The organism is Candidatus Filomicrobium marinum (genome assembly GCF_000981545.1).
GTDB classification, from domain to species: Bacteria; Pseudomonadota; Alphaproteobacteria; order Rhizobiales; family Hyphomicrobiaceae; genus Filomicrobium; species Filomicrobium insigne.
Window position 1 is genome coordinate 3,858,378 of sequence record NZ_LN829119.1, and the last position, 26,960, is coordinate 3,885,337.

General features: G+C 58.6%; 20 protein-coding genes and 1 other RNA gene. 19 read left to right on the top strand and 2 right to left on the bottom strand.

Annotated features, from left to right (window positions below):
• Nucleotides 1-296: 296 nt before the first annotated feature.
• Nucleotides 297-3,950 carry a hydantoinase B/oxoprolinase family protein gene (locus tag YBN1229_RS18030; RefSeq protein ID WP_046479544.1) on the bottom strand — a complete coding sequence of 1,218 codons (3,654 nt, stop codon included), beginning with the start codon at nucleotides 3,948-3,950 and terminating at the stop codon, nucleotides 297-299.
• A 414-nt stretch (nucleotides 3,951-4,364) separates the two neighbouring features.
• Between YBN1229_RS18030 and YBN1229_RS18035 the strand changes: the two genes are divergently transcribed.
• The 3 genes from YBN1229_RS18035 to rnpB all read left to right on the top strand — a co-directional run bounded on the left by YBN1229_RS18035 (nucleotide 4,365) and on the right by rnpB (nucleotide 6,310).
• Entirely contained in the window at nucleotides 4,365-5,072 is a 708-nt protein-coding gene (locus tag YBN1229_RS18035; RefSeq protein WP_046479545.1) for a TerB family tellurite resistance protein, read from the top strand.
• Nucleotides 5,065-5,847 (top strand): N-acetylmuramoyl-L-alanine amidase, encoded by a 783-nt coding sequence (locus YBN1229_RS18040; RefSeq protein ID WP_244464965.1) that lies wholly within the window; start codon nucleotides 5,065-5,067, stop codon nucleotides 5,845-5,847. The genes YBN1229_RS18035 and YBN1229_RS18040 overlap by 8 nt, the downstream gene beginning before the upstream one ends.
• Nucleotides 5,848-5,881: 34 nt before the next feature.
• Nucleotides 5,882-6,310: RNase P RNA component class A (gene rnpB / locus YBN1229_RS18045), an RNA gene on the top strand.
• Nucleotides 6,311-6,346: 36 nt separating this feature from the next.
• Here the strand turns inward: rnpB and YBN1229_RS18050 are convergent.
• The gene (locus tag YBN1229_RS18050; protein ID WP_160298736.1) at nucleotides 6,347-7,135 is read right to left on the bottom strand and encodes an alpha/beta fold hydrolase; all 789 of its coding nucleotides are present in this window, start codon (nucleotides 7,133-7,135) and stop codon (nucleotides 6,347-6,349) included.
• A 552-nt stretch (nucleotides 7,136-7,687) separates the two neighbouring features.
• Here YBN1229_RS18050 and YBN1229_RS18055 point away from each other — a divergent pair.
• From YBN1229_RS18055 to ftsZ, 16 genes are all read left to right on the top strand, one after another.
• Nucleotides 7,688-8,176 carry a division/cell wall cluster transcriptional repressor MraZ gene (locus tag YBN1229_RS18055; RefSeq protein WP_046479546.1) on the top strand — a complete coding sequence of 163 codons (489 nt, stop codon included), beginning with the start codon at nucleotides 7,688-7,690 and terminating at the stop codon, nucleotides 8,174-8,176.
• Nucleotides 8,173-9,243: a 16S rRNA (cytosine(1402)-N(4))-methyltransferase RsmH gene (rsmH, locus tag YBN1229_RS18060; RefSeq protein WP_046479547.1), complete on the top strand. Its 1,071-nt coding sequence runs from the start codon at nucleotides 8,173-8,175 to the stop codon at nucleotides 9,241-9,243. Before YBN1229_RS18055 ends, rsmH begins: the two co-directional genes overlap by 4 nt.
• A gap of 25 nt (nucleotides 9,244-9,268) precedes the next feature.
• Entirely contained in the window at nucleotides 9,269-9,583 is a 315-nt protein-coding gene (locus YBN1229_RS18065; RefSeq protein WP_046479548.1) for a hypothetical protein, read from the top strand.
• Nucleotides 9,580-11,268 (top strand): peptidoglycan D,D-transpeptidase FtsI family protein, encoded by a 1,689-nt coding sequence (locus YBN1229_RS18070; protein WP_052744071.1) that lies wholly within the window; start codon nucleotides 9,580-9,582, stop codon nucleotides 11,266-11,268. The genes YBN1229_RS18065 and YBN1229_RS18070 overlap by 4 nt, the downstream gene beginning before the upstream one ends.
• Nucleotides 11,269-11,399: 131 nt before the next feature.
• Nucleotides 11,400-12,893 (top strand): UDP-N-acetylmuramoyl-L-alanyl-D-glutamate--2,6-diaminopimelate ligase, encoded by a 1,494-nt coding sequence (locus tag YBN1229_RS18075; RefSeq protein WP_046479549.1) that lies wholly within the window; start codon nucleotides 11,400-11,402, stop codon nucleotides 12,891-12,893.
• Entirely contained in the window at nucleotides 12,859-14,343 is a 1,485-nt protein-coding gene (gene murF, locus YBN1229_RS18080; protein WP_244464966.1) for a UDP-N-acetylmuramoyl-tripeptide--D-alanyl-D-alanine ligase, read from the top strand. Before YBN1229_RS18075 ends, murF begins: the two co-directional genes overlap by 35 nt.
• Nucleotides 14,344-14,395: 52 nt before the next feature.
• Nucleotides 14,396-15,478: a phospho-N-acetylmuramoyl-pentapeptide-transferase gene (mraY, locus tag YBN1229_RS18085; RefSeq protein WP_046479550.1), complete on the top strand. Its 1,083-nt coding sequence runs from the start codon at nucleotides 14,396-14,398 to the stop codon at nucleotides 15,476-15,478.
• A gap of 36 nt (nucleotides 15,479-15,514) precedes the next feature.
• Entirely contained in the window at nucleotides 15,515-16,990 is a 1,476-nt protein-coding gene (murD, locus tag YBN1229_RS18090; RefSeq protein WP_046479551.1) for a UDP-N-acetylmuramoyl-L-alanine--D-glutamate ligase, read from the top strand.
• A complete protein-coding gene (locus YBN1229_RS18095; protein ID WP_046479552.1) occupies nucleotides 16,987-18,171 on the top strand; it encodes an FtsW/RodA/SpoVE family cell cycle protein in 1,185 nt (394 codons plus the stop codon). Before murD ends, YBN1229_RS18095 begins: the two co-directional genes overlap by 4 nt.
• Nucleotides 18,171-19,295, top strand: a complete 1,125-nt coding sequence (gene murG / locus YBN1229_RS18100) for an undecaprenyldiphospho-muramoylpentapeptide beta-N-acetylglucosaminyltransferase (RefSeq protein WP_046479553.1) — start codon at nucleotides 18,171-18,173, stop codon at nucleotides 19,293-19,295. Before YBN1229_RS18095 ends, murG begins: the two co-directional genes overlap by 1 nt.
• A gap of 127 nt (nucleotides 19,296-19,422) precedes the next feature.
• Nucleotides 19,423-20,853, top strand: coding sequence for a UDP-N-acetylmuramate--L-alanine ligase (gene murC, locus YBN1229_RS18105; protein WP_046479554.1), 1,431 nt, complete (start codon nucleotides 19,423-19,425; stop codon nucleotides 20,851-20,853).
• A 2-nt stretch (nucleotides 20,854-20,855) separates the two neighbouring features.
• Nucleotides 20,856-21,836, top strand: a complete 981-nt coding sequence (gene murB / locus YBN1229_RS18110; protein WP_046479555.1) for a UDP-N-acetylmuramate dehydrogenase — start codon at nucleotides 20,856-20,858, stop codon at nucleotides 21,834-21,836.
• Between the two features lie 117 nt (nucleotides 21,837-21,953).
• A complete protein-coding gene (locus tag YBN1229_RS18115; RefSeq protein WP_046479556.1) occupies nucleotides 21,954-22,901 on the top strand; it encodes a D-alanine--D-alanine ligase in 948 nt (315 codons plus the stop codon).
• A 14-nt stretch (nucleotides 22,902-22,915) separates the two neighbouring features.
• On the top strand, nucleotides 22,916-23,815 hold the full coding sequence (locus YBN1229_RS18120) for a cell division protein FtsQ/DivIB (protein ID WP_152025040.1): 900 nt from the start codon (nucleotides 22,916-22,918) through the stop codon (nucleotides 23,813-23,815).
• A 57-nt stretch (nucleotides 23,816-23,872) separates the two neighbouring features.
• On the top strand, nucleotides 23,873-25,144 hold the full coding sequence (gene ftsA, locus YBN1229_RS18125; protein ID WP_160298737.1) for a cell division protein FtsA: 1,272 nt from the start codon (nucleotides 23,873-23,875) through the stop codon (nucleotides 25,142-25,144).
• Nucleotides 25,145-25,268: 124 nt separating this feature from the next.
• Nucleotides 25,269-26,903: a cell division protein FtsZ gene (gene ftsZ, locus YBN1229_RS18130; RefSeq protein ID WP_052744072.1), complete on the top strand. Its 1,635-nt coding sequence runs from the start codon at nucleotides 25,269-25,271 to the stop codon at nucleotides 26,901-26,903.
• The last annotated feature ends 57 nt before the right edge of the window (nucleotides 26,904-26,960 follow it).

A 26,960-nucleotide genomic window follows, 5' to 3' on the forward strand; every position in this document is an offset into this window, starting at 1 on the left:
ATCAGGACCCCATATCGGCGCAACGGCCCAGAACCTGCGAGGTCCGTTTGCTGAACGTCAATAGCGTGGTTTACGCCGCTGATATCAAGCATGTTTTCTATCCGCTGCTCGATCTCCGGCAAAGCGTTTGCCCCCTAAAGCCATATCTGATGAGGGGAAGTTGCCCATTGGCGACGGTTTAACTTGCATCCGGCGCGCCCCGTGCAGTGTCTCGGATATTGGTAAAGCGCCCGTCAAGAGGAAGGTTAACAATCTATTGCCGCGCTTGGATTGAAGAGGACATGCAAGTCAGGATGTCAAGCGCTGCTCGCCGGGCCGAAGCCACCGCCTGTTGGCGTTTCAATGATGATGGCGTCACCGGGGTTCAGAGCCGCTTCGTCACATCCCTTAAGATGTTCGATGTTTCCGTCGACTCGTCGCACGCTATTTGCGCCGATCTGGCCGGGTTCACCTCCTTCAAGACCGAACGGGTGCACGCGACGGTAGCCCGACAAGATTGCGCTGTGCATTGATTCTAGAAAACGGATCACACGGCGAGTGCCATCGCCGGCGCGATGGCGTCCAACACCTCCAGATCCGCGCCGGATTGAAAACTCTTCAAGAACGACTGGATAGCGTAGTTCCAGAATTTCCGGATCGGTCAACCGTGTATTGGTCATGTGGACCTGGACAGCGGCGGCTCCATCGAAATCAGGTCCTGCTGGGGCGCCAGAACAGATGGTTTCGTAGTACTGACGATTTTCGTCACCGAAGGTTAGGTTGTTCATTGTGCCTTGCGAAGATCCCAAACCGCGTAAGGCCGCGAACAGGCAATTGGTTACGACCTGACTGGTCTCTACGTTGCCTGCAACGACGGCGGCCGGATAGCGCGGCTTCAACATGGAGCCTTCCGGTACGACAATTTTCAACGGCCGTAAGCAGCCTGCATTCAGAGGTATGGGCTCATCGACCATAACGCGGAAGGCATAGAGAACAGCAGCCCGTGTCACGGGTTCGGGGGCATTAAAATTATCATCGCGTGCGGGAGATGTGCCGGTGAAGTCGATTGTGGCTTCGCGCGCTTCGCGATTGATTTTAATTGTCACCTCTACGACAGAACCAGAATCTGTTTCGACCCGGTGGTGCCCGTCGCTTAGTCGTGAAATCAGGCGGCGGATGCTTTCCTCCGCATTGTCCTGCACGTGACCCATATAGGCCTGGACAACTTCGCGACCGTAGAGGGCGAGCAGTTTTCCGATCTCGGCGGCCCCACGGGCGTTGGCGGCAATTTGTGCTTTCAGATCGGCGATATTTTTGTCGGGCCGGCGGGCTGGATACTTGACTTCCGTCAGGAGCGCTATGACTTCGGCTTCGAGGAAGCGGCCATCGTCAACAAGCTTTACGCAGTCGATCAGCACGCCTTCTTCCTCAATTGTCTTGGCGCGTGGGGTCATGGAACCGGGGGATAGGCCACCGATGTCCTCATGGTGGCCCCGGCTTGCAACAAAGAACAAGATTTCGGAACCCGCGTCGTCGAACACCGGCGTGATGACGGTGATATCGGGCAGGTGCGTGCCGCCATCGTAAGGTGCGTTCAACATATAGACGTCACCGGGACGCATGTTAGCTCCTTGCCGACGGATGACTGTTTCGACGGAGGCATCCATCGAGCCGAGGTGCACCGGTACGTGCGGTGCGTTGGCGACGAGTGCGCCTTCGGGTGAGAATACGGCGCAGGAAAAGTCGAGACGTTCCTTGATGTTCACGGATTGCGCGGTCAGGCGGAGAGCTTCTCCCATCTGCTCGGCCACAGCCATGAACAGGTTGCTGAACACCTCAAGGAGTACCGGATCGACGTTCGCATCCGCTGCTTGACGACCGCGGGCTTCCTGGCGCGCAAGTACAAGATGCGACCTTGCCGTGACATCGAGGCGCCAGCCGGGTTCAATGACGACTGTCTGGTGCGGTTCGATGACGATTGCGGGGCCAATGAGGTGGTGGCCGGGTGCGAGGTCGGCGCGGGTGAAGACGTTCGCATCGTGCCACGCGCCATTTGAAAAGAAGCGCGATTTGCGTGTGATCACCGGCGATGCCGTCCCAGTGTTTGTTCCGGCATTTGCTTCTATGGTTTCAGGATCGTTGCCGCCGCCGACGGCTTCCACTTCAATAGCCGCGATGAACAGGCGCTTTTCCGGGGAAAGAAATCCGAAACGCTGTTTGTGGGCCGCTTCGAAGTCGTCGCGCATGATGCCAGGTTCGGAGAGCGGCACCGCGAAAGAGGTGTCGGAGCCTTCGTATCTCAGATGAGCGAATGTGCTAATAGCGATGTCATCATGCTCGACATCTTCATCGAGAAGTTCTTCGGTGACGTCATTGCCGAGACGCCAAGCGATGTTTTCGACATCGTGCATGGCGGCTGGTTCGAGCAGTTTTTCCAATGATTGCTCGCGACTGGCGCGGACCTTGGCTAGGCCGATGCCGTAAGCGGATAAAAGACCCGACAGCGGATGAACGAGGACGGTGTCGATCCCGAGATTATCGGCGATGAGGCATGCATGTTGGCCTCCGGCAGCGCCGAAGCAATTGAGCGCGTAGCGGCTGACGTCGTGGCCGCGTTCGACCGAGATCTTTTTGACGGCATTCGCCATGTTCTCGATGGCGATGCGGATGAAGCCGTCGGCCACCTGTTCAGGAGAGCGGCCATCGCCTACTTCGTCTGCCAGCGCCGTGAAGGCGGCTTTAACGGCATTGTGGTCGAGTCGTTCGTTACGGCCAGGTCCGAAGATCGCGGGAAAGAGGTCCGGGATTAGCTTGCCCAGCATGACGTTGGCATCAGTCACCGTGAGGGGGCCGCCGCGGCGATAGCTTTTGGGGCCGGGATCGGCGCCGGCGCTATCGGGGCCGACCTGGAAGCGCTGGCCGTCGAAATGCAGTATCGAGCCGCCGCCTGCCGCGACGGTATGGATCAGCAACATGGGTGCGCGCATACGCACACCGGCAACTTCCGTTTCGAACGTACGTTCGTATTCGCCGGCAAAGTGGGACACATCGGTCGAGGTTCCGCCCATGTCGAAACCAATGACGTGTTCGAAACCCGCCAGTCGTGCGGTTTCCGCCATGCCGACGATGCCGCCTGCGGGTCCTGACAAGATGGCGTCACGGCCCTGGAAGCGGTCTGCAGCCTTGAGGCCGCCGGATGAAGCCATGAACATCAAGCGTGAGGCTTCTGACGTGGCGCCGTCATCATCGTTGTCGGATAGCAAGGCGCCGGCCACGAGATCTACGTAACGGCGGAGTATTGGGCTCAGATAAGCGTCAGCCACGGTGGTGTCGCCACGGGCGATGAACTTGATGAGCGGTGAAACCTCGTGACTCGCTGAAATCTGGGTGAAGCCTAATTCGCGGGCAATTTTTACGGCTCGGGTTTCGTGGTCTGGATGCGCATATGCGTGCATGAAGGCGATGGCGACGGAGGTGAAACCGTCTTCGCGAGCCTGCGTGAGGTCTTGTTTGAGGCGCTCTTCATTGAGTGGGGTTAGTACAGACCCGTTAGGGAGGATGCGTTCGTGCGCGCCGATGGCTCGCGCATACAGCATCGACGGCTTGACGATGGATTTGGCGAAAATCTGGGGGCGGGCTTGATACCCGATTTCGAGATGATCTTCGAGCCCGGCGGAGATGACCAATACTGTCGGTTCGCCTTTGCGCTCCAACAGAGCGTTTGTCGCGACCGTTGTTCCCATCTTGACGCTGCGGATGCGATCGGAGGGAATCGCGGATTCCGAGCTCAAGCCGAGAATTTGGCGGACGCCTTCAAGTGCTGCGTCTGAATAAGCGCCAGGGTTTTCGGAGAGGACTTTGCGTGTCTCGATCCGGCCTTCCGGGCCATATGCGACGATATCTGTGAACGTTCCGCCGCGATCAATCCAGAACTGCCATCTGGAGGTGCGGCTCGATGCAGTGTTCGTCATTATCTAGCCGCCATCCCATCATGCCAATCTGCTGAAGACCAGCTAGCTGGTGACGGTATGACAGTCAACGTTGAGGGGGCGCCTTGATGGTCGTGAATTGAGTGATCTCCCCTTTTGGGGTGCTCAAATCTGAGGCTGGAAATTGGGCGCGAGCATTCAGAGTCCAGATCGCTACAACCGCCGCAAAGGCTACTGCCAGAAAAAGCCCCTTCATCATTACCCTCCACTCAACGCACGCTTGGAAGACAAGCTTGCGCTGAACCCTTAATAATTCCTAACCGGCATGGTGATTGTTGAAGACGATCACGGTCAAATCACGAAGAGCGAAATTGTGACATAAAGCTTCACATCCATTTGTTCTGAGGGAAACATGTTCACTTTGAGGGCATTGGGAAAACGGGTTATCAACAGGCAATGAACTGGAGTACGTTGATTGGTGGTGGCCGGACAGGCTGGCTACGCGGCCTTTGGGCAGGGCTGCGGGCCCGCGTTGATTCCTGGTTGACGCCCGCCACTGGCGGCAAGCAAGTTGCCTTCACGATCGCTCTCGTCGGGCTTGCTGCGAAAATGGCAAAGGCGGATGGGGTGGCGGTCAGCGTAGAGTCGCAGGCCTTTGAGCGCTGTTTTTATGTGCCGCCGGAAGAGCGGCGCAACGTGATGCGGGTGTTTGAGCTGGCGTCGCGCGACGTCGCTGGATATGACGCCTATGCGGAACGGATCGCGCATATGCTCGCCGACGACCGGGCACTTCTTCGGGATGTGTTCGAATGTCTTTTCAATATCGCTGCTGCCGACGGTGTTCTGCACAAGGCGGAGGAGCAGTTCCTGCGTACTGTGGCGGAGAAGTTCTCCTTCAGCGAACGTGAGTATCTGGCTATCCGGAGCCTGTTTGTACGTGATGAGCAGTCGCCCTATAGCGTGCTCGGTGTCGCGCCGGATGTTTCCGACGAGGACTTGAAGGCGCGTTACAGAGCGCTTGTGCGCGAGACGCATCCCGACAAGCTCGCTTCCGAGGGTGTACCTCAGGAATTTCTTGTTCTTGCAGACCGCAAGTTGGCCGCCATCAATGCTGCCTACGATTCGATCGTAAAGGCACGCGAGCTGGAGGCGGCGTGTGAGTGAATTGCGCCTTGCGGATTGCGATAGTCCGCTTGTTACCTGTATCCATCCTTCACCGAACTTCGAGGCGCGCCGCCATGGGGTGCGCGCCTCGATCCTGCTGATGCATTATACAGGGCTCGCGTCATGTCCGCGGGCAATCGATTGGCTCTCGCGGCCTGAGAGCAAAGTGTCCTGTCACTACGTCATCGATACCGACGGGACGGTCTGGCAGATGGTGGCGGAGTCGCAACGGGCCTGGCATGCAGGCGTCGGCTCATGGCAGGGCGATTGCGATATTAATTCGGCGTCGATCGGCATTGAGATCCACAATCCCGGACATGACGGCGGCTATCCAGAGTTTCCCGAAGCGCAGATGCGTGCGGTCGAGGCGCTTTCGGCCGACATCATTGGGCGCAATGGCATTCCGCCGGAACGGGTGTTGGCGCACTCGGATATTGCGCCGGGACGGAAGATTGACCCCGGCGAAAAGTTCGATTGGGCGCGATTGGCGCGTGCTGGAATTGGTCATTGGGTCGATCCGGAGCCTGTCGGGCCCGTTTTGGAGGCCGTCTCTAACCCTGCGCACGCGGATCGTATTGCCCAGGCGCAGACGCTTCTTAGACGCTACGGGTATGGGATCGAGGTTACGGGCGAGAGCGACAAGCAATCCCGAACGGTCGTAGCTGCATTTCAACGTCATTTTCGACAGGAACGTGTCGATGGGCTGGTCGACGTATCGACATTTATTACTTTACAGCGCCTGATCGCAGCGCTCGGCGAGCCGATTGTGTCTTGACGTTGCCGCGTCACGGTCCCTTATGTGATTTCTGCCAGTCGGCTGGACGGCCGCTGTTCCGGCATGGGCTTTGTGGCCCGTCAAAATGTCGGAATGGAGGAAAGTCCGGGCTCCATGGAAACACGGTGGCGGCTAACGGCCGCCGGGGGTGACCCCAGGGAAAGTGCCACAGAAAGCAAACCGCCGCTGCTCGCTTTGCGAGGTACGGTAAGGGTGAAAGGGTGCGGTAAGAGCGCACCGCGCGGCTGGTAACAGTCGCGGCATGGTAAACCCCACCGGGAGCAAGGCCAAATAGGGGCGACCGGAGATGTGTGGCGCGCAAGCGACGTGCGATCTCAGGCCCGTTTTCAGGTTCGTCGCCCGGGTTGGCTGCTTGAGGCGTCTGGTGACAGACGTCCCAGATGAATGGTCGTCGCGGAGGGTGACCTCCAGACAGAACCCGGCTTACAGGCCGACTGGCAGAATTATCTTCACCTCTTGATAAGCTATTCGGGCCGCCTCAATAGAGAAAGCGGCGCATCAGGTTCCATACGGCGCGGGGGCGATCATGTTGCGGGGCATGGCTGCAGCCGTTCAGTACCTGCAGTTTCGCGTTGGGCAGGGCCTTGGCGAGATGTTTGCCTGTTGCGAGCGGGACGGTCGTATCTCCATCGCACCAGATGATCAAAGTGCGCTGTTTTATTGTGGGGTAGCGTGCGGTTAGTCGTTTGAGGTCTCGAGGGACTATTTGACGGGCTGTCGTGATCAGAGCGTGCCGGGCTGCGGGATCATAAAAGGGTTCCGCATACGCGCTGATATCATCCATGCTTATGTGCTGTGCTTCGGTCGCGTCGAGCGAGAGCCAGATGGAGAGTTCTGGCGGTATGAGCGTTAGCGCTGCGTAAGGCAACACCGGTGTTTGCATGAAGCGGACAAACTCAGTCGATGGCTGATTGTAGGCCGGTGCGCTCATGAGGATGAGATCGCGAATGCGGCCGGGGTCTTTCCGGTTGAATTCCAGCGTGACCATCAAAGCGACTGCGCCGCCGAAGGAATGCCCGATAAGCGTGACATCACGCAGGCCGCGTTTGCGAATGAAGGCGCTCACCAATGCGGCGTGGTCATGGATGGAATAGGCATTATTGTAAGGTTTTTGCGAGCGGCCAAAGCCCTTCAAGTCGATGGCAATGACGCGATGCTTTTGTGCAAGGCTCGGAATGAGATTGCGCCACGTGTAGGTGGATGCACCGAGGCCGTGTAACAGCAGCAGCGGACGACCTTTGCCATACTCCTCGGCGTATAGGGCCACCTGTTCTTGCCCGGGCACCGATAGCGCGACCATATATCGTCGCGGGCCGGCGGACGCATCCGGCGCCGTCCATAGCATTCCAGCGCAAATAATTATGCACACCAACCTCACGAGGGTGCTCCCCGTGAACCGGCGCCCCATCGTAGTCGGCATTCCCAACCCCAACGCCACGCAACAGCCTTTCCCTGTCCCATTGCGATTTACGCGAGGAATTCATGCCAAGCCCTTAACGGCTGCAGCATTCTTGCGGTTGCCGTGAACAGTGTGCGGCTTTTCTGCGACGCTCAGGTTGAAAGCGCGATAGCCCGCTTTGGCCCGTGTAAATTGCTTAAGAAACCATTGACACCCATAAAATTCCATGTGATCCCATATATGCCCGTCCGCACCGGGCAAGGGCCGTGGCAGGGCGCGTACCTTGAGAGAGGGCCAAGGCACTCGCGACCGCCACGGTCTCCGGCCGGTGCGCGGGTCATCAAGCGGGCCGGTGACGGGCATGTGAGGTGGCTTCAGGAGTTTAAGTGATGCGTCGAGGTTGAGGTCGGCAATCAGGGGATGGACCGTTTTGTCTCGACATTCGTCAATAAGATCGACAGCAAGGGACGGGTCTCGATTCCTGCTCCCTTCCGCGCAGTACTTGAACGTGACGGCTACGCCGGCGGCATCTACTGTTATCCTTCACTTGATGCTCCGGCACTCGATGCAGGCGGCGAGAGACTTGCGAAGAAGATCGATGGTCTGCTCGCGGATCTGCCGGACTATTCAGATGAGCGGGACGAGCTATCTGTCGCGCTTTACGGCGACGTCCAGGTTCTCTCGATCGACGGCGACGGACGCATCGTCCTTCCTGAGGGGCTTAGGGCGCACGCGGGCCTCACGAGCCACGTCGCCTTTGTCGGTCTTGGCGAGAAGTTTCAAATGTGGGAACCGGGCCAATTCGAAGAGCGGCGCAATCGCGCCCGCGCAAAAGTTAGAGAAACTCGCAAGCTATTCGGGCGCAAGCCAGGGGCAGACGACGGCGGGGACGAGGGAGCACGGGAATGACGCCGCGACGCGGGTCGGACCAGCGGGGAAAGGGCGATCCAAATCGGGATCGGCACATTCCCGTGCTTCTCTCGGAAGTCCTCGAGGCTCTTCAGCCTAAGAGCGGCGAGCGCTACATCGACGCCACCTTTGGGGCCGGCGGCTATACTTCAGCAATTCTGGACGCGGCCGATTGCCAAGTGTTGGCGTTCGACCGCGATCCTTCCGCGGTAGCGGCCGGAGCTGATCTGGTGGCTTCTCGCGGCGGAGCCTTGGAGCTTCGCCTGGCACCGTTTGGCCAGCTTCTCGATTGGGCAGAAGATCCGGAGACACAAGATCGCTTCGTGGGCCAGTTCGACGGGGTGGTTTTTGATCTCGGCGTTTCGTCCATGCAGCTCGATGAAGCCGAGCGCGGCTTTTCTTTCCAATCAGAAGGTCCTCTCGACATGCGCATGTTTAGCGCGCCGGGCGAGGGCCTCGCGGAAGAAGGGTTGTCAGCGGCGGATGTCGTCAACACGTTCGATGAAGCGCGCATTGCGGACATTCTCTTTCAATACGGAGAAGAGAGGCGCTCCCGGGCAATCGCGCGGGCAATTGTTGCGCGGCGGGTGCAGGAGCCGTTCACGCGCACCCTCGATCTGGCAGATGTGGTTGCGAAGGTTTTGGGGGGCGGTAAGCCCGATGGCCGGCACCCCGCAACGCGCACGTTTCAGGCACTGAGAATTTTTGTGAACGATGAACTGGGGCAGCTCCTGAGGGGGCTCTTCGGAGCTGAACGCTTGCTCAAACCGGGCGGCAGGCTCGTGTTGGTAACCTTTCATTCCCTGGAAGACCGGATCGTTAAACGATTTTTAGCATCACGTGGCGGCAGGTCCGGCCAGGGCTCGCGGCACATTCCGCAAAGTTCAATCGAATTGCGCGCTCCGAGTTTTCGAATTGTTAACCCTCGGCCGTTAACCTCTTCTAAAGGTGAAACGCAGGTCAATCCGCGTGCCAGATCGGCGCGTTTGAGGGCGGGCGTGCGGACAGCGGCTGAGCCGTGGGAAATCGAGTTTGCCGATCTCGGCGTTCCGGGGCTCGCCAAGTAGCGTTTGTAACGGCGAGGGTACCGCCATGCGTATTTTGATGATTGGCGCAGCGGCGCTTATGCTGATTAGCGCCTTCCGTTTGTATGCCATCAATTACGATACGCGCGATTTTGCCGAGCAGGTTCAGGCGCAAGAGCGGTGTCTCGAGAAGATCCGGCAAGACATTGCAATTCTCAAAGCCGACCGGGCACTCGCAGCAAGACCCGAGGTTATCGGGCCGGCAGCGCGCGCCATGGGGCTCGCACCGGCACGCGAAGACCAATTCACGGAGCCTGACGTTGAGAACCATTTGGCAGCGCTGCCAAATGAGACGCGGGAGGCTGCAGGGTCATCGCGATGACGAGCGGGATCATCATCACGCCCGGCTTGCCGGACCGTGCTCTTGCCGCGAACGCGAAGAGAGAGCGTGTAAGCGAGGCGTATCTGGTGCGGATTCGCGCTGTCGCGGCCATCGCGGGCGTCATGCTGGCTTTTGCACTCGTCGCTGGTCAACTCGTTCGTCTGGCGATCCTGGGACAGGGCGAGGTTTCTGTCTCAATGAGCCAGCCAATGGCGATTGCCTTTGCGCGGCCTGACATTGTCGATCGCAATGGTCAATTGCTGGCCAGCGATCTCATTATGCCTTCATTGTTCGCTGATCCGGCTCTGGTGGTCGATAAGGACGAACTGGCGGAAAAGCTTGGGCATGTTTTGCCAGGACTTAATCAGGCAGAACTGCGCAAAAGCCTTGCGGATCGCGACAAGCGCTTCGTTTGGATACGGCGAGGAACCTCCACGCGGCAAGCGGAGGCTATTCACAATCTGGGTCTGCCGGGCATCGAATTCAGGAATGAGCTCAAGCGCGCTTATCCTAGCGGAACGCTTGCGGGGCATGTGCTTGGCTATGTCGATATCGACAATAAAGGCATTGCCGGAATTGAACGTTTTCTAGACGAAAATGGACAGGTCGATCCCGTTCATACGCCCAACCTCTCGAACCGGCCGCCGGTGCAGCTATCCCTTGATATTGGCGTTCAACACGCGGTTGAGGAGGAACTCGCTGCGGCAATGGCAACGTATGAAGCGCGGGCTGCCGTTGGACTGGTGATGGATGCCAAAAGTGGGGAGATCCTGGCGGCAGCCTCGCTGCCCGGTGTCGATCCGCTCGTTCCATCGCTGGAGCGTGAAACGATGGATCGTCTGAGTGGTGGTACTTTCGAACTTGGATCTATATTCAAGATGTTCACGGTGGCGATGGCGATGGACTCGGGAGAGTTCACGCTGGATACGCCCGTTGACGTCCGTAAGCCGCTGAGTGTTGGTGGTTTTACGATTACGGATAGTCATCCTATTGGACGAATCCTAAGTGTTGCCGAGGTGTTCCGGCGGTCATCGAATGTGGGGGCTGGTATGCTGGCGCTTGATCTTGGCGCCGGGCGGCAAAAGGAATTCTTCCAGCGCATTGGTCTTACAGGTGCGATGAAAACGGAGGCTGGAAGTGTCGCGGATGTCCAGTTGCCCGAGCGTTGGGAAGCTGTAGAGACCGTCACTCGCTCCTATGGTCATGGGATTGCGGTTACGCCTCTACAGTTTGCGGCGGCAGCTGCTTCTCTCGTCAATGGTGGCAAACGCATTCAGCCGACCTATCTGCGCCGTCCGACTGGGAGCGAAAGCGATGGAGAACGCGTAATTTCCGAAGAAACAAGTAGAAAATTCAATGCGTTGATGCGCAGTAACGTGACGGAAAGGGATGGGACCGGGCGGCGCGCCAACGTGCCTGGTTTGGAAGTTGGAGGTAAGACGGGGACCGCGGAGCTACCGGGCAAGGGCGGTTATAAGGAGAAGTCGGTAATCTCTTCTTTCTTCGCTGCTTTTCCGATGAGCAATCCGAAATACGTGACGTTGGTCTCCTTGTTCGAGCCGCAGCCAATAAAGAAGACGTCCATGCAGATTACTGCCGGACGGAACGCTGCTCCGGTCACGGCTAAGATCATTGCCCGGATTGCGCCGCAGCTTGACGTCATGTCGCGCTCAGAAACGCCCTAAAATGATGTTTTGAAGTATCGTGGCGCGTTTGACGCCTCAGGCGCGCCACAATAAGAGATTGATTGCCGCCGTAAACCGGTCGCTTGTCGAGAGCGGCTCGAAGCGCCCCAACGGGTTTTTGATCGACGCTGATGCAGCTCTCCCATCTTCTCGAACCTGAAATTTCCGTGCCGCCTGGCGCGAAAGAGATCTTTATTCGCGGATTGAGCCTGGATAGCCGGACGGTTTCTCCGGGCTTTCTGTTCGCGGCGTTGCCCGGTGCGCGTGCCGATGGCGCGCAGTTTGTCGGCAAGGCGGTGGAAGCGGGGGCGGCTGCGGTTCTTGTCGGGACTGGAGCGGATGTCGGTGAGTTGAGTGTGCCGGTCCTCCGCACGGATAACCCGCGGCGTACCCTTGCGAGGATAGCAGCGCGGTTCTATGGCGCGCAGCCAGATGTGGCCGTCGCGGTTACAGGAACCAGCGGCAAAACCTCCGTTGTGGAATTCACGCGCCAGATTTTTGCGTCGCAAGGCCTCAAGGCAGCGTCGCTGGGCACGATTGGCCTCGTGAAGCCGGATGGCGGTGTTTATGGGTCTTTGACGACGCCAGACCCTCTAAGCCTGCATCAAAGCCTCGCGGGGCTTGCGGACGAGGGCGTCACGCATATCGCCTTCGAGGCGTCTTCGCATGGTCTTGATCAGCATCGCCTCGATGGTGTGAAGCTGACTGCCGCTGCGTTCACAAATCTGGGGCGGGATCATCTCGATTATCACACTGATACCGAAGCTTATTTCGTAGCCAAGATGCGTCTTTTCACAGAGCTTTTGGCCAAGGGGCAGCCTGTCGTCATCAATATGGATGGCGCCCGTAGCGGCGACGTTCGCGATGTTGCGCGTGCATGCGGGCTCGATGTGCGTACGGTTGGCCGCGACGGGGAGACGATCCGTTTGCTTGAGGCGATCCCGGAGGGATTTGCGCAACGTCTCCATCTGGCTGTTGGTGGTGAGGAGGTTTCGATTCGGTTGCCTCTGGTCGGTGGTTATCAGGTCGAGAATGCCTTGGTGGCGGCGGGGCTTGCGGCTGCGACAGGTCTCGACATTAAGGCTTGCGCACAGGCGCTTGAGGGTTTGACGGGTGTGAAAGGGCGCCTCGACATCGTGGGTGAAGTCCGAGGTGGTTTGGTGGTCGTTGACTATGCGCACAAGCCAGAGGCCCTTGCAGCGGCGCTCGATGCGGTGCGACCCATGGCTGCCGGTCGTGTGGTATGTGTTTTCGGTTGCGGTGGGGACCGGGATGCTGGAAAGCGGCCCATCATGGGGGCGATTGCAGCGGAGAAGGCTGATGTTGTGATCGTGACAGACGACAACCCGCGTAGTGAATCGGCAGTGGCCATCCGTGCTGCTGTGCTCGTAGGCGTCGGGACCTCATCAAGCGCGATCGTCAGGGAGATCGGGGATCGCCGCGAGGCCATCGAGGCGGCCATCACGGATCTTGGACGCGGCGATATTGTCGTGATTGCGGGCAAGGGTCACGAAACCGGCCAGATCATCGGTGATTGCGTTCTGCCGTTCTCTGATCATGACGTCGCGGAGGGGGCGATCGAAAACAATTTTGGCGAAGTCAGAAGGATACCGCGTGGAAGTTGATGTGCGAAACGAGCGCGGGCCGCTTTGGGATTGGGACGCGCTGGTCTTGGCCGCGGGCGGCGAACTTGACGGTACGCCCGAGAAGGACGTCTTTGGTTTTTCGTTGGATAGCCGGGAAATTTCACCGGGTGATGTTTTCGTTGCGCTGAAAGACAAGCGCGATGGCCATGACTTTGTCTCCAAGGCCTTTGCAGCTGGAGCTGCTGGGGCAATTGTCGAGACGCAGTATCAGCGCAAAGCGGGCGACGGTCCGCTGATCCGGGTCGCTGACACGTTGGTGGCACTGGAGAATATCGGTCGTGCGGCTCGTTCACGGCTAGCTCCGGAAGCGCGCGTTGTCGCGGTGACGGGTAGTTCCGGCAAGACGACCACCAAGGATATGTTGCGCGCTGCGTTTGGCCGGCTCGGTGTTACTCATGCCGGCGATAAGTCATTCAATAATCATTGGGGGGTGCCGTTGACCCTGGCGCGAATGCCTGCAGATACCCGTTTTGGGGTGTTCGAGATCGGCATGAGCCATGGGGGTGAAATCACGCCGCTGACTAAGTTGGTGCGGCCTCATGTTGCGATTGTTCTGAATGTGCTTCCGGCGCATCTGGGTAACTTCGTGAGCGAAGAGGAAATCGCAGACGCGAAGGGAGAAATCTTCGCCGGGCTTGAACCTGATGGCGTTGCTATCCTCAATCAAGATAATCTGCATTTCGAGCGGCTGCGTACACGGGCTCAGTCCAGCGCCAGCCGAATCCTGACATTTGGGGATGCTGAGGGGGAGCCCGATGCGGCGCTGATTGATTGCGGGCGGCGAGCGCGTGATGGCATGGAAGGACAGAGGATCCTCGCGGAGTTTCCGTCGAGCGATACCGTGACTTATCAGATTGCGCTCGCCGGTCGGCATATAGCAGAGAACTCGCTCGCCGCCCTTCTTGCGGTGGATGCTCTGGGTGGAGATGTCGCGTCGGCTGCGAAGGGACTGGCAGAGCTTCCGGCTCTGCATGGGCGTGGTGAGCGAACGCTTCTTTCCCTCTCCAGAGGAAACATCCTGCTGATTGATGAGAGCTACAACGCGAACCCGGCTTCTATGGCCGCGGCTATAACGACGGCAGGGCAAGCGCGCAGCGATGAGCACGGCCGGCTGGTTCTGGTGTTGGGCGATATGCTGGAACTAGGTGATAAAGCCGAAGAATTGCACCGAGGCCTGAAGGAGATCATTGACGCGGCTAAGGCTGATCTGGTTTTTGCGTGCGGATCGAACATGGCAGCTCTGTATTACGATCTGCCTGCAGATATGCAGGGCCAGTGGGCGGCGACGTCGGACGGATTGCGGGAGCCTTTGCTGGAGACCTTGCAGGCTGGCGACATCGTGATGGTGAAAGGGTCCAACGGGTCGGCGATGGTTCCTCTCGTGGGGGCGCTGAAGCAGCACCATGCCACTGTGGCAGACGACGTCTGACAGATAGGTAGGACTGAATACGGAATGAAGCGGGCAGGGATGTGAGGCCGGGATGCTCTATGAACTGGTGAACTTCTCGGACAATATCGGTCCGCTCAACGTCTTTCGTTACATCACATTCCGAACCGGTGGGGCGATCTTCACCGCGTTGGTCTTTGTGATGTTGTTCGGGCCCGGCATCATTGACATGCTGCGCGTCAAACAGGGCAAGGGTCAGCCGATCCGAGAAGATGGTCCGCAAAGCCACCTTGCCAAACGTGGTACGCCGACCATGGGCGGCCTGATGATCCTTTCGGGGGTGCTGGTATCCACCTTATTGTGGGCGAACCTGCAGAATGGCTACGTCTGGATCGTGCTCGGAGTGACGATGGCTTTCGGCGCCATCGGCTTTTATGACGACTATCTCAAGGTCACCAAGCAAACGGCATCCGGCTTTTCGGGGCGGGTCCGGCTCGGTGCGGAATTGCTCGTCGCGGCTGTTGCGGCCTATGCCTTTACTCAGATCGCCGCGCCTGAGTTCGCAACGAGCCTTGCAGTGCCGTTCTTTAAGAACGTGCTCGTTGAGTTGGGGCCGTTCTTTATTTTGCTCGGCGTGCTGGTCATCGCGGGAGCTGGCAACGCTGTCAATCTCACTGATGGTCTTGATGGTCTCGCCATCGTGCCGGTGATGATCGCTGCCGCGACGTTCGGTTTGATCGCTTACCTTTCTGGCAATGCGAAGTTCGCCGGCTATCTCCAGATCCATTTCATCAATGGTACGGGTGAGCTCGCAATTATCTGCGGGGCGTTGATCGGGGCGGGCCTTGGGTTCTTGTGGTTCAATGCCCCGCCAGCAATGATCTTCATGGGGGACACCGGCTCTTTGGCTCTCGGGGGCGCGCTGGGGTCGATCGCGGTTATCACCAAGCATGAAATCGTTCTGGCTATCGTCGGCGGGTTGTTCGTCTTGGAAACACTGTCGGTGATTATCCAGGTGGCTTCGTTCAAGATGACCGGCAAGCGCGTGTTCCGCATGGCCCCACTGCATCACCACTACGAGCAGAAGGGCTGGAAGGAATCGACGGTGGTCGTTCGCTTCTGGATTATTTCTGTTGTTCTGGCCTTGATCGGGCTTGCGACGCTGAAATTGCGCTAACCCAGGGTTCCAGCGGAAATCGGATAAAATGCTCTTATGATTCGCGCGACGACGTTTGCGGGCAAGACGGTTGCCGTCTTCGGGCTGGGCGGTTCGGGCGTGGCGGCTGCGCAGTCGCTGGTTGCGGGCGGCGCTGACGTCGCGGTCTGGGACGATGGCGTTGCTGCGCGCGAGGCGGCGGCAGCTTCGGGCTTCAAGGTTGTCGATCTTTCCTCAGCTGACTGGACAACATTTGCAGCGTTCATTCTGGCGCCGGGCGTACCTCTGACACATCCGGAGCCGCATTGGACCGTCGTGAAGGCACGCGAAGCGGGTGTTGAGGTCATCGGCGATGTTGAATTGTTCTGCCGCGCGCGTGCGATGGTTGCGCCGAAATCTGCTTTTATCGCGATCACCGGCACGAACGGAAAATCGACGACAACGGCTCTCATCGCACATCTGCTTCGCGAACTTGGTTTCGACACTCAGATGGGTGGCAATATCGGTAAGGCGATCCTCACGTTAGAGCCGCCCGCGCAGGATCGTGTGCACGTCGTTGAAATGTCATCTTATCAAATTGATCTGACACCCTCGGTTCATCCGAGCGTTGGTGTGCTCCTGAACGTGACGCCGGATCATCTCGATCGCCATGGAACGATAGAGCACTACGCCAGCGTTAAGGAGCGCCTGGTCTCCGCAGCTGACGCCGCTGTCGTCGCGATTGACGACAAATGGACGGGGCAGGTGGCAGCGCGTCTGGAAGACAGCGGCCGGCTTTATCCGATCACCGTAGGTCGGGGGGCGGTTCTGGTGCCCAGGCTCTACGCCATTGGCTCAAGCCTTTTTGTGCACGAGAAATCAGGTTCCTACGCCACCAGCGAGGAGGTGGTGCAGCTCGATGGCATCCCGTCATTGCGGGGCGCACACAATGTGCAAAATGCGCTGGCCGCTTTGGGGGCATTGCGGGCTCTGCAGGAACTGGCGGATCGAGGTGAGGTCGAACTCACCGTGAATGGGGTTCCGCACCGGATCTGGGATATCGAGAGAATCGCTCAAGCGCTGAAGAGTTTTCCAGGTCTTGCGCATCGCATGGAGCAGGTCGGACAGACGGACCAGGTTCTTTTCATCAACGATTCCAAAGCGACCAATGCTGACTCGACAGATAAGGCGTTGTCGTCGTTTCAAGGTGATATCTATTGGATTGCCGGGGGACGCGCAAAAAGCGGGGGAATTACGTCGCTCGCGCCGCATTTCGGGCGAATTAGACGCGCCTATCTGATTGGTGAAGCAGAGAACGCGTTCGCTCAGACTTTGGAGGGGCAGGTCGATTACGTCCGTTGTGGTTCTCTGGAAGCGGCCGTGACGGCGGCGGCCCATGATGCTGGGCTTGAGCGTGGGTGTGAGACGGTTGTCCTGTTTTCACCGGCGTGTGCGTCTTTTGATCAGTTCCGGAACTTCGAGGAACGCGGAGATGCCTTTCGCAGGATCGTCGAGATGCTACCAGGGGTGAGCAAAAGCCGAGGAACGGTATGAGCTTCTCGCGGGCAGACCGAAGCAAGCTTGCCGCGTGGTGGTTTACTGTCGACCGGGTGCTCTTGTCAGCGATTCTCGCGTTGATGTTGATTGGGTTGATGCTGTCTCTGGCGGCTAGTCCGGCTGTTGCGATCAAGAAGAACCTGCCAACGTTCTACTTTTTCAATCGTCATCTCATTTTTTCGGCAGCCGGGCTCGGGATCATCCTGTTTCTGTCTTTTCTTAAACCAGAGACCATACGGCGACTGGCCGTCGCTCTCCTGTTCATCTCGTTTTGTACGTTGGTGTGGGTCTATTTTCAAAGTCCGCTTATCAACGGAGCGCGTCGATGGCTATTCGTCGGTGGTTTCTCGATGCAGCCGTCAGAAATCGCTAAGCCCGCTTTCGTTGTCGTGTCCGGATGGCTGCTGGCAGAAGCGCACAAACGTTCGGATATGCCGGCGTTACCATTGGCGATTGTGCTTCTGGTTATCCTCGCAGGGCTGCTGATGCTGCAGCCTGATTTCGGGCAAACTCTCTTGATCGGTCTGGTCTGGGGGCTGATGTACCTGCTGGCTGGGCTTCCGGCGATCGGCGCGGGAGTGCTTGCTGGTGTTGGTCTCGCGGTTGCAGCTAGCGGATATGTGTTATTTGACCACGTGCGTGTGCGTATCGAACGTTTTCTTGCGCCGTCGCCCGAGGAGAATTCTCAGCTGGCGCGTGCAATGCAGTCCTTCACGGAAGGCGGGTTCTTTGGTCGCGGACCGGGTGAAGGGACAATCAAGACAAAGTTCCCAGATGCACACACCGATTTCATTTTTTCGGTTGTTGCCGAGGAGTACGGAGTGCTCGCGTGTCTTGCCCTACTCGCTTTGTTCGGCTTCATCGTTATCAAGGCGCTTTCGGTTGCTGGACGGGAGCCGCGGGGCGGGGATCGGTTGGCCATCCAAGGACTGGCGCTGATGTTTGGCTTGCAGGCCTTGATCAATATGGGTGTAAACGCGGGAATGCTGCCGGCGAAAGGTATGACGCTGCCTTTCATTTCGTCGGGAGGCTCTTCTATCCTTGCGATTTCCGTCACCCTGGGCATGTTGCTGGCGCTAACGCGGCGACGGGCCGATCCGGCACGCTTGACGATGCCCAAGGTCGTTGCGCGCGTGGAGGGGTTTGATATGGGCAACGAGAGGCGGAGAGAAGCGTAATGGCTCAGGAGCTACGCGTGCTGTTAGCCGCCGGAGGAACCGGGGGGCATTTGTTTCCGGCTTATGCGCTGGCCCAGGAATTAGGCCGCCGGAACATCGTTGTCGATCTCGTGACCGATATGAGGGGGGATCGCTACGGCACCGATTTCCCTGCGCGGTCTATTCATCAGATTTCGTCCGCAACGTTGGTGAGCAAGGCGCCGACCGAAATTGCCCGGACAGGCTGGATGCTGTCGAAAGGCATAGGTTCAGCGCTCAAGCTGCTTGGGGAGATCTCGCCCGACGTTGTCGTTGGCTTTGGCGGTTATCCGGCGTTCCCACCTCTTGTGGCGGCGAAACTGCGCGGCGTTCGTACGATGGTGCATGAGCAAAACGCTGTTCTAGGGCGGGCCAACCGACTCCTCGCGCGCCGTGTCGACATTGTCGCGACGTCGTTTGAGCGTGTGAAATATATCGATGAGCGCAACGCGGACAAAGTCCGGCTGACGGGTAATCCCGTGCGCGATCAAGTTCTTCAGGCTGCCGAGCGCCCTTACTGGGCGCCGATGGCCGGTGACGTGATTCAGGTTTTGATATTCGGTGGTTCGCAGGGTGCGCGTTATTTCTCCGATGTACTTCCATCTGCTCTGGCGTTGTTGCCTCAGGAACTGCGAGCACGGTTGTCCGTTGTGCAGCAGGCGCGTGAGGAAGATGTCGACCGGGTTCGCGCTGCGTATCAGGAGAGCGGAATTGCTGCGGAGGTTGCCAGTTTTTTTGGGGCTTTGCCTGATCTTATGGCACGATCGCACCTTGTGATCGCCCGGGCCGGTGCCTCTACTGTCGCCGAAGTGACCGTCATCGGCCGTCCCTCGATTCTGGTCCCCTTGCCGCATGCCGTCGACAACGACCAGTTGTACAATGCGACACGGTTGGTTGAGGCGGGGGCTTCCTGGTGTTTCGAGCAGGATAAGTTGACGCCTGAGATTTGGGCCCGAGAAATTGGTACGTTGATTGCTTCGCCGACCCATCTTGTTCAGGCGGCGAATGCGGCCAAAGAGCTTGGACGGCCGGACGCCGTTGCCAGGTTGGCGGACGTGGTCGAGGAATTGGCCGCACATCGCGAAAATCTGGCGCATGGGGCGTGATAGGAAATAATTCGGCCGGATTGCGGTGCAATCTGCACCGGGATTTGCCAGCGGATCAGAAGTATTTCATGAGAGTCTGAAACGCAGGGGGCGCGATTCGGATCATACTGAGGGGAAAGTCAAAGACATGCAGATGCCCCGTGAGTTCGGGACTTTTCATATTATCGGCATTGGCGGCATCGGGATGAGCGCCATCGCCGAAATTCTGGTCGCCATGGGCTATTCGGTCCAGGGTAGCGATCAGAAAGATAGTCCGAACGTCAAACGTTTGCGGGACAAAGGCGTCCGGGTCTTTATCGGCCATGATGCGATCAATCTCGTCGGCGCCAAGAACGTCGTTATCTCTAGCGCTGTCAAAGCTGGTAATCCGGAATTGGAAGCGGCGCGCGCCAAGGGACTGACGATTATCAGGCGCGCTGAGATGCTCGCTGAGCTTATGCGGCTCTATTCGACGGTGTCGGTGACGGGCACGCACGGAAAAACGTCCACGACGTCGCTCATCGCGCACATCTTTGCGGAGACTGGGCTTGATCCGACTGTCATCACCGGGGGTATCGTCAACAACTGGGGGTCGAACGCCCGGCTCGGTAGTGGGCCCTGGATGATCGTGGAGGCTGACGAGTCAGACGGTACGTTCACGCGACTGCCGAGCCAGATTGGCGTCATTACGAATATCGACCCGGAACATCTAGACTTTTTCGGCAGCGTTGAAGCCATGCACGCGGCCTATGAGACGTTTATACGGCAAGTGCCGTTCTACGGACTGCTTGTTGCATGCGTCGACCATGGGGTTGTCGCCGACATGCTGAGGCGTCTCAATTTGCAGCACGATGGGCGACCTATCGTTACGTACGGGTGCGGCGAGGATGCCGATGCGCGGATGTTGACGCTTGCCAGTGATGGTCATTCCAGCGTGTTCGATGTTGCTTTCAATGCGCGCGTACCGGGTGGTGCGCGAACGCTTAAAGGTCTTCGGGTTCCGGCACCCGGACGTCACAACGCGCTCAACGCACTGGCTTCGATTGTGGTCGCCGCAGCGGCAGGTGCGAGCGACGATGAAATTCGTGCTGCTCTGCTAACCTTCGCGGGCGTTAAACGGCGGTTTCAGTTCATGGGCGAATGGAACGGTGTCTCGATCTTTGATGACTACGGACACCATCCGGCGGAAATCGCGGCTGTTCTGGAAGCAGCGCGCGCTGGAGCGCGAGGACGGGTCATCGCGGTCGTCGAGCCGCACCGTTATACGCGGGTCCGCGACCTGTTCGATGACTTCTGTGGCTGCTTTTACAACGCTGATACGGTGGTGGTCGCGCCGCTCTATACGGCGGGCGAAGCTCCAATCGACGGGATCAACCAGCACACGTTGGCGGAAGGTATCCGTAGCCGGGGGCATAAGGCCGTTCTGGCTATTGATTCGCCCAGAGAGCTTGTGCCGATGATCCAGCGCAATGGGCGCGCCGGAGACATGGTGGTTTGTCTGGGTGCGGGGAATTCGACTGAGTGGGCCAATGCCTTGCCTGACTGGCTGGGTGAGGCGCCGCGTTTGGCTGGAGAGTAATCGTGGCCTTTGCCGATCCCACTTCAGATTGGCTGCAAAGCCTGCCAGATCTGCGCGGTCGGCTATCCGCGAATGCGATGTTATCGGACATCACGTGGTTTCGCGTGGGTGGGCCGGCTCAGGTTTTGTTCACGCCTGCAGATGAAGCCGATCTCGTCTATTTCCTGAAATCTATTCCGGCCGACGTTCCGGTTTTTACGATGGGCCTCGGTTCCAATCTCCTTGTTCGCGATGGCGGCGTTCGCGGTGTTGTCATTAGGCTTGGCCGGGGATTTGGAACCATTGAGGTTCTCGGGCCGGATCGCCTACGAGTCGGGACTGCGGTGCCGGATGTCAAAGTTGCGCGCGCGGCCGGAGAAGCTGGGATTGCGGGGCTACATTTCTACCGTGGCATCCCCGGTTCAATTGGCGGGGCCTTGCGGATGAATGCCGGTGCGCATGGTGTCGAAACGAAGGATGTTCTGGAATACGTTCGCGCCGTGGATCGGGCCGGAAACGTTCATGAGCTCAGCGTCGCGGACATGGGGTACACCTATCGCCATTGTAGTGTTCCGGCCGACTATATTTTCACGCAAGCAACGTTCCGTGGCCAGCCGGGAGAGCCATCCGAAATCCTTAAGCAGATGGAAGAGGTCGCAAACTATCGCGAGCAGAATCAGCCGATCCGTGAACGGACGGGGGGATCGACCTTCAAAAACCCGAATGGTCATTCGGCGTGGAAGCTGGTCGATCAGGCGGGGTGTCGCGGGCTACGTGTCGGCGGGGCAAAGGTCTCCGAAATGCACTGCAACTTCCTCATCAATGACGCCGAAGCGACCGCGGAAGATGTCGAACGTCTTGGCGAAACCGTCCGGGCACGTGTGAAGGCGACGTCGGGAGTGACGCTCAACTGGGAAATTATTCGGCTTGGTGAGCCCGTTGAAGGGCGCCCTACCGGTGAGGCGTTAGCTGAGCTTTCCAACACGGGCGCTGGGAAACAGTAATCACGCTGCAGCTCGATTGTTCTCGGCGACCTCTCAGGGGCGGGCTGTTCCTCCGTCCCGTTCCCAGTTTAAAAGAGCTGTAGCAGCTTCCACTCAGATAACGAATGCGGAGACCAAATGATCGGGCCAGCGCCAGCGCGTACGTTTGAGCATATTGCCGTTCTCATGGGCGGATGGTCGGCCGAACGGGAGGTCAGCCTTAATTCGGGTGCAGCGGTGGCTGATGCGTTGGAGGGCGAAGGCTACCGGGTCACACGGATCGATGTCACGCGTAACATCGCTCAGCGGCTCGTCGAGGTGAAGCCGCAAGCTTGTTTCAACGCGCTTCACGGAAAGTTCGGTGAAGACGGCTGCGTGCAAGGCGTTCTTGAATGCCTTGAAATTCCTTATACTCATTCGGGCGTTCTTTCCTCGGCACTCGCTATGCACAAAGAGCGGGCCAAAGCCGTGATGAAGCCGGCCGGCATCCCTGTTGCGAACGCAGTCATCGTCACACGACGGCAAGCCATGGCAGAACATGCGCTACCGCCGCCATACGTGGTCAAGCCGCTGACGGAGGGCTCCAGCGTCGGCGTCGTTATCGTGCAGAAGGCCGACGAACCGCCTCCCGTTCGGATCGGTGAGGATGGCGACCTGGACGACGTGGTGATGGTCGAGCGTTATGTGGCCGGTCGGGAACTGACGTGTGCGGTCATTGGTGATTTCGTGACCGACGTCACCGACATTTTGCCTGCCGAAGGTCTCCAATTTTATGATTATCAGGCAAAATACGGGGCTGGCGGGTCTCGCCATCAAGTTCCTGCAAAGCTTTCACCAGATATTTACCAATCTATACGGAAATGCACATTGGCGGCGCATCAGGCGCTGGGGTGCCGCGGCGTGAGCAGAGCTGATTTCCGCTTTGACGATACGCCCGGCGGTACCGGTGAACTGGTGTGCCTCGAGGTTAACACCCAGCCAGGTATGACGACGACTTCTTTGGTGCCGGAGCTCGCGGCCCACGCAGGATGGTCGTTCGGTGAGTTGGTTCGCTGGATTATCGAGGACGCAAGTTGCAACAGGTAGGTGCGTTTTCCGGATTGTTTAGGAGCGCTCGCGCAGCGTCGCCTCATTCGGATGATGCTGGTTTCCTTCCTGATTATGACTGGCCCAACGAGCGGGCGCGTCCACGCCGGGTTTCTGTGGCTTTCCGTGTCACAAGCATCGCCATTGCGGGGCTCGTCGGGATCGGTTTGTTCTGGATCCTGACGCAAGGCGGAGAACAGACTCGGACGATGTCTTCAGTCAGTGCTGAGTTGGATCGCGTTGTCGGTTGGAGTGGATTCGGCATCGATCAGGTCACGCTTAAGGGTCATCGTTTTACGCCAGATGGCGATGTCTTTGATGCCTTGGGACTCGATAAGGCCCGATCTGTTCTGAGCTTCGATTTTGCGGCGGCGCGTCGTGCGGTTGAAGAGTTGTCCTGGGTGGAGCGGGCGTCGATCACGCGCGTTTACCCGGATCAAATGATTGTCGAGATAACAGAACGGGTTCCGTATGCGTTGTGGCAGCATGGAAAGGATCTGTTGATCGTTGATCGCGAGGGACGGGTCTTGTCGGCTGCCGAGCGGCATACCGCTCCATCCGGCCTTGTTCAAATTGCCGGGGAGGGTGCGGCGAAGGAAGCCTCGGCACTCATGGCGCTTTTATCGGCGCATGCCGATCTTTCCGGAGCGCTGCAACAGGCGGAGCGTGTCGCCGGCCGTAGATGGCGGTTGCATCTGGTGGATGGGAATCAAATTGAGTTGCCTGCAACTGGCGAAGCCACGGCTCTGGTGGATCTCAAAGCGTGGCCGGACTTTGCCGCGGTGTTGGCCGCGGGGCATTCCGTGATCGATGTGCGGACCTCTGGCCGTATCGCTGTTCGGACTCTCGTGAAAGAAGCCGGTACGGATGTCGAGCCGCGGAGTATTCGTGAGTTGATCATGCGGGCAGGCTAAAGCAGAGGGCGCGAGGCTGATAGGCGTCCCAGCGTGCTCAGATCATTGAGGTGGAACGTGCTGAGAGCAGATCGTCAACAAGTAAGAGGGCGCGGTGTCATCGGCGTCGTCGATGTCGGCAGCTCCAAAACCGTTTGTCTCATAGCGGCTATATCTCCCGGAGAGGCCGGGCCAGCAAATATACGGATCGTTGGCCTGGGTGTGCAGCCTGCGCGCGGCACTCAAGCGGGAATCATCACGGATCTAGACGAAGCAGAGCGTTGCGCGCGTGCGGCAATCGGCAAAGCTGAGCGCATGGCGGGCGTCACCCTGGAAGGTGTGCACGTCAGCGTTGGTTGTGGTGAGCTCAAGTCTCAGACGTTTGCAGCTAATGCGGAGATCGAGAGCGGTGTCGTTGAGGCGGGGGACATAGGCCGCCTGATGGCTGGAGGACGCTCGTTCGCAGAACGTGACGGACGGCGCCTCGTGCATATGAACACCATCGGTTATCGCCTCGATGGCAACACGGGTGCCAGCGATCCCCGCGGAATGGCGGCGCGCCGTGTGACGGCCGATCTGCATACGGTGACTGCGGAAGAGGCACCTCTTCGCAACCTGATGGTCATGATCGAACGTTGCTATCTGTCGATTTCCGGCGTCGTCGCGTCGCCCTATGCAAGCGCTTTGGCTGTCACGACCGAAGAAGAACAGCGGCAGGGCGTGACGTGCATTGATATCGGCGGCGGCACAACCAAGATCGCCTGTTTCGCAAATGGCCAGTTTCTGCACGCGAGCGTCATTCCGCTCGGAGCCGACCTGATTACTTACGATATCGCTCGCGCATTGCAGACGCCACTTGCAGAGGCCGAGCGAATCAAGGCGCTTTATGGTTCAATGATCGGAGCACAATCGGACGAGCACGAGACGTTTTCTTACGCGCTCGCGGACGAGGAGGACGGGGGGCTGTATCAGGCGACGAAGGCGCAACTCGCCCGTGTCGTGGCGCCCAGGGTTGAGGCGTTGCTGGCCCGCGTGGCCACGCAGCTCGACCGTAGTGGCATGCGTCCGTATGCCTGCGGGCGAATCGTTCTCACCGGCGGCGGCAGCGAACTTGTCGGAATTGGTCCCTATGCAGCAAATATTTTTGGCGCACCGGTTCGTGTTGGCCGGCCTATGGCCATTTCAGGATTGCCGCAGAACGTGTCGACACCTGCTTTTTCCACCGTGGCTGGTTTGCTTATGGCCAGCACGGTCTCTGGGGCAGAGACGATGGCCTATGATGTTCCGAAATCAGCGCCGCCAAAGAGCTATCTGGGGCGTGTCGGTCAGTGGCTCATGGAGGCCTTGTGAGGCGCTCTCTACAGGAGTGCCGGGCTTGTGACGTTAGCGCGGGGTAAGCCGTGGGCTGTAGACATAAACAACGAGGCCGGTCGTCATTTGACCGGGCGGCCGCTTCAGGCAAGGCGGGAACGCGATGAGCATTGATCTGCAACTGCCAAAGCTCACGGATCTGAGACCCAGGCTAACCGTGATTGGTATCGGCGGTGCGGGCTGCAACGCGATCAATAACATGATCGCGGCGGGGTTGACCGGCGTCGATTTCGTGGCGGCGAATACCGACGCGCAGGCTTTGGCTGCCTCCAGTGCAGAACACCGTATACAACTTGGCACAAACCTTACGGAAGGTTTGGGTGCCGGCGCGCGTCCCGAGATCGGCCAAGCTGCTGCGGAAGAAGCGATTGATGAGATTCGCGCGCAGATTACCGGTTCCCATATGGTGTTTCTCGCTGCCGGTATGGGTGGTGGTACGGGCACCGGTGCAGCCTCCGTGATTGCGCGCATCTCGCGTGAACTTGGTATTTTGACCGTTGGCGTCGTTACAAAACCCTTCCAATTCGAGGGAAGTCGCCGCGCGCGGATGGCCGAGACGGGTATCGCTGAGCTGCGCGAGAACGTCGATACGCTGATCGTCATTCCGAACCAGAATTTGTTCCGCATCGCGAATGAGAAAACGACGTTCGCAGAAGCGTTTTTGCTGGCGGACCAGGTTCTTTATTCCGGTGTTGCCTGCATCGTCGATCTGATCGTCAAGGAAGGCCTCATAAATCTTGATTTCGCGGATGTTCGCGCTGTCATGAGTGGCATGGGCGCTGCTATGATGGGAACGGGCGAAGCTGAAGGCGAGAGCAGGGCGATAACCGCGGCCGAAGAGGCTATCCATAATCCGCTGCTCGATGATGTCAGCCTTCAGGGCGCCAAGGGGTTGCTGCTTTCGATCAGTGGCGGGCCGAATCTCACGCTTTATGAAGTCGACGAAGCAGCGACACGGGTTCGCAAAGAGGTTGATCCCGACGCGAATATCATCGTCGGCGCGACCTTCGATGAAAGCCTTGGTGATCGCGTGAGAGTTTCGATTGTCGCTTCAGGCATGGTCAATAGGGTTGGCCAATCGGGTGAAGGCGATTACGGCGACCAATATTCCGATCAATATCAGATGCCGCCACCGGTCCCGGATAGGTCCGGTGGTGTGTTCGGATCTGGTGCATTCAATCCGCCGCCCTTGCCCGAGCAGGGGCAAAAAGATTTCGAGCGTGAGCTCGCTGCGGCTATGCAGCAAACACTTTCCGCACCTGCGAACAGTGGCGGACAGCGGGGTGAGCGGGGAGCTTGGACGGCTCCTGGGAATGTCGTCATCGAAGAGGGGTTGCCACCTTTCCCTGGTGGTGCTCCCAAACAGGGGCAGCCTGACGGTGGGCACCAGAACTCCGCGGCGCAGGGGCAATTCACACCGCAGCGCCCGAGAGAGATTCGACGCGGGCCACGGATGCCGCAAGTCGAGGATTTTCCAATCGTCGGACAGCGCGAATATCGAGCTAAACGTGGGGGGGCCGGAGATGAAGAGGCGCGCTCACCTGCAGCGGCGCGGATGAGCTCGTTGTTCGGACGGCTGACAAATTTGGGCTGGCGGCAAGGTGATTCGTTTTCTGACGACGCACAGGCAAGCGAAGAAAGCTTTCAGGATGCTGGCGATCGGGATGATTTGGTCGCTGGAAGTGAATTACCTTCAGTATCCGGACAGTCGCGTTCTGATACGCGTAGGCGGTCGTAACATTCTGTAATGTCACGGTAATTTAACGCTCGCCGGCGCTCTCTCCGGTGATGCAGA

Bases quoted from the DNA above. Each gene is read 5' to 3' on its own strand.
- mraY (WP_046479550.1), top strand. From the start codon at position 14,396: ATGCTCTATGAACTGGTGAACTTCTCGGACAATATCGGTCCGCTCAAC.
- ftsZ (WP_052744072.1), top strand. From the start codon at position 25,269: ATGAGCATTGATCTGCAACTGCCAAAGCTCACGGATCTGAGACCCAGG.
- YBN1229_RS18055 (WP_046479546.1), top strand. From the start codon at position 7,688: ATGGACCGTTTTGTCTCGACATTCGTCAATAAGATCGACAGCAAGGGA.
- YBN1229_RS18035 (WP_046479545.1), top strand. From the start codon at position 4,365: ATGAACTGGAGTACGTTGATTGGTGGTGGCCGGACAGGCTGGCTACGC.
- YBN1229_RS18095 (WP_046479552.1), top strand. From the start codon at position 16,987: ATGAGCTTCTCGCGGGCAGACCGAAGCAAGCTTGCCGCGTGGTGGTTT.
- YBN1229_RS18070 (WP_052744071.1), top strand. From the start codon at position 9,580: ATGACGAGCGGGATCATCATCACGCCCGGCTTGCCGGACCGTGCTCTT.
- YBN1229_RS18030 (WP_046479544.1), bottom strand. From the start codon at position 3,950: ATGACGAACACTGCATCGAGCCGCACCTCCAGATGGCAGTTCTGGATT.
- YBN1229_RS18075 (WP_046479549.1), top strand. From the start codon at position 11,400: ATGCAGCTCTCCCATCTTCTCGAACCTGAAATTTCCGTGCCGCCTGGC.
- YBN1229_RS18065 (WP_046479548.1), top strand. From the start codon at position 9,269: ATGCGTATTTTGATGATTGGCGCAGCGGCGCTTATGCTGATTAGCGCC.
- YBN1229_RS18115 (WP_046479556.1), top strand. From the start codon at position 21,954: ATGATCGGGCCAGCGCCAGCGCGTACGTTTGAGCATATTGCCGTTCTC.
- murD (WP_046479551.1), top strand. From the start codon at position 15,515: ATGATTCGCGCGACGACGTTTGCGGGCAAGACGGTTGCCGTCTTCGGG.
- rsmH (WP_046479547.1), top strand. From the start codon at position 8,173: ATGACGCCGCGACGCGGGTCGGACCAGCGGGGAAAGGGCGATCCAAAT.
- murC (WP_046479554.1), top strand. From the start codon at position 19,423: ATGCAGATGCCCCGTGAGTTCGGGACTTTTCATATTATCGGCATTGGC.
- murG (WP_046479553.1), top strand. From the start codon at position 18,171: ATGGCTCAGGAGCTACGCGTGCTGTTAGCCGCCGGAGGAACCGGGGGG.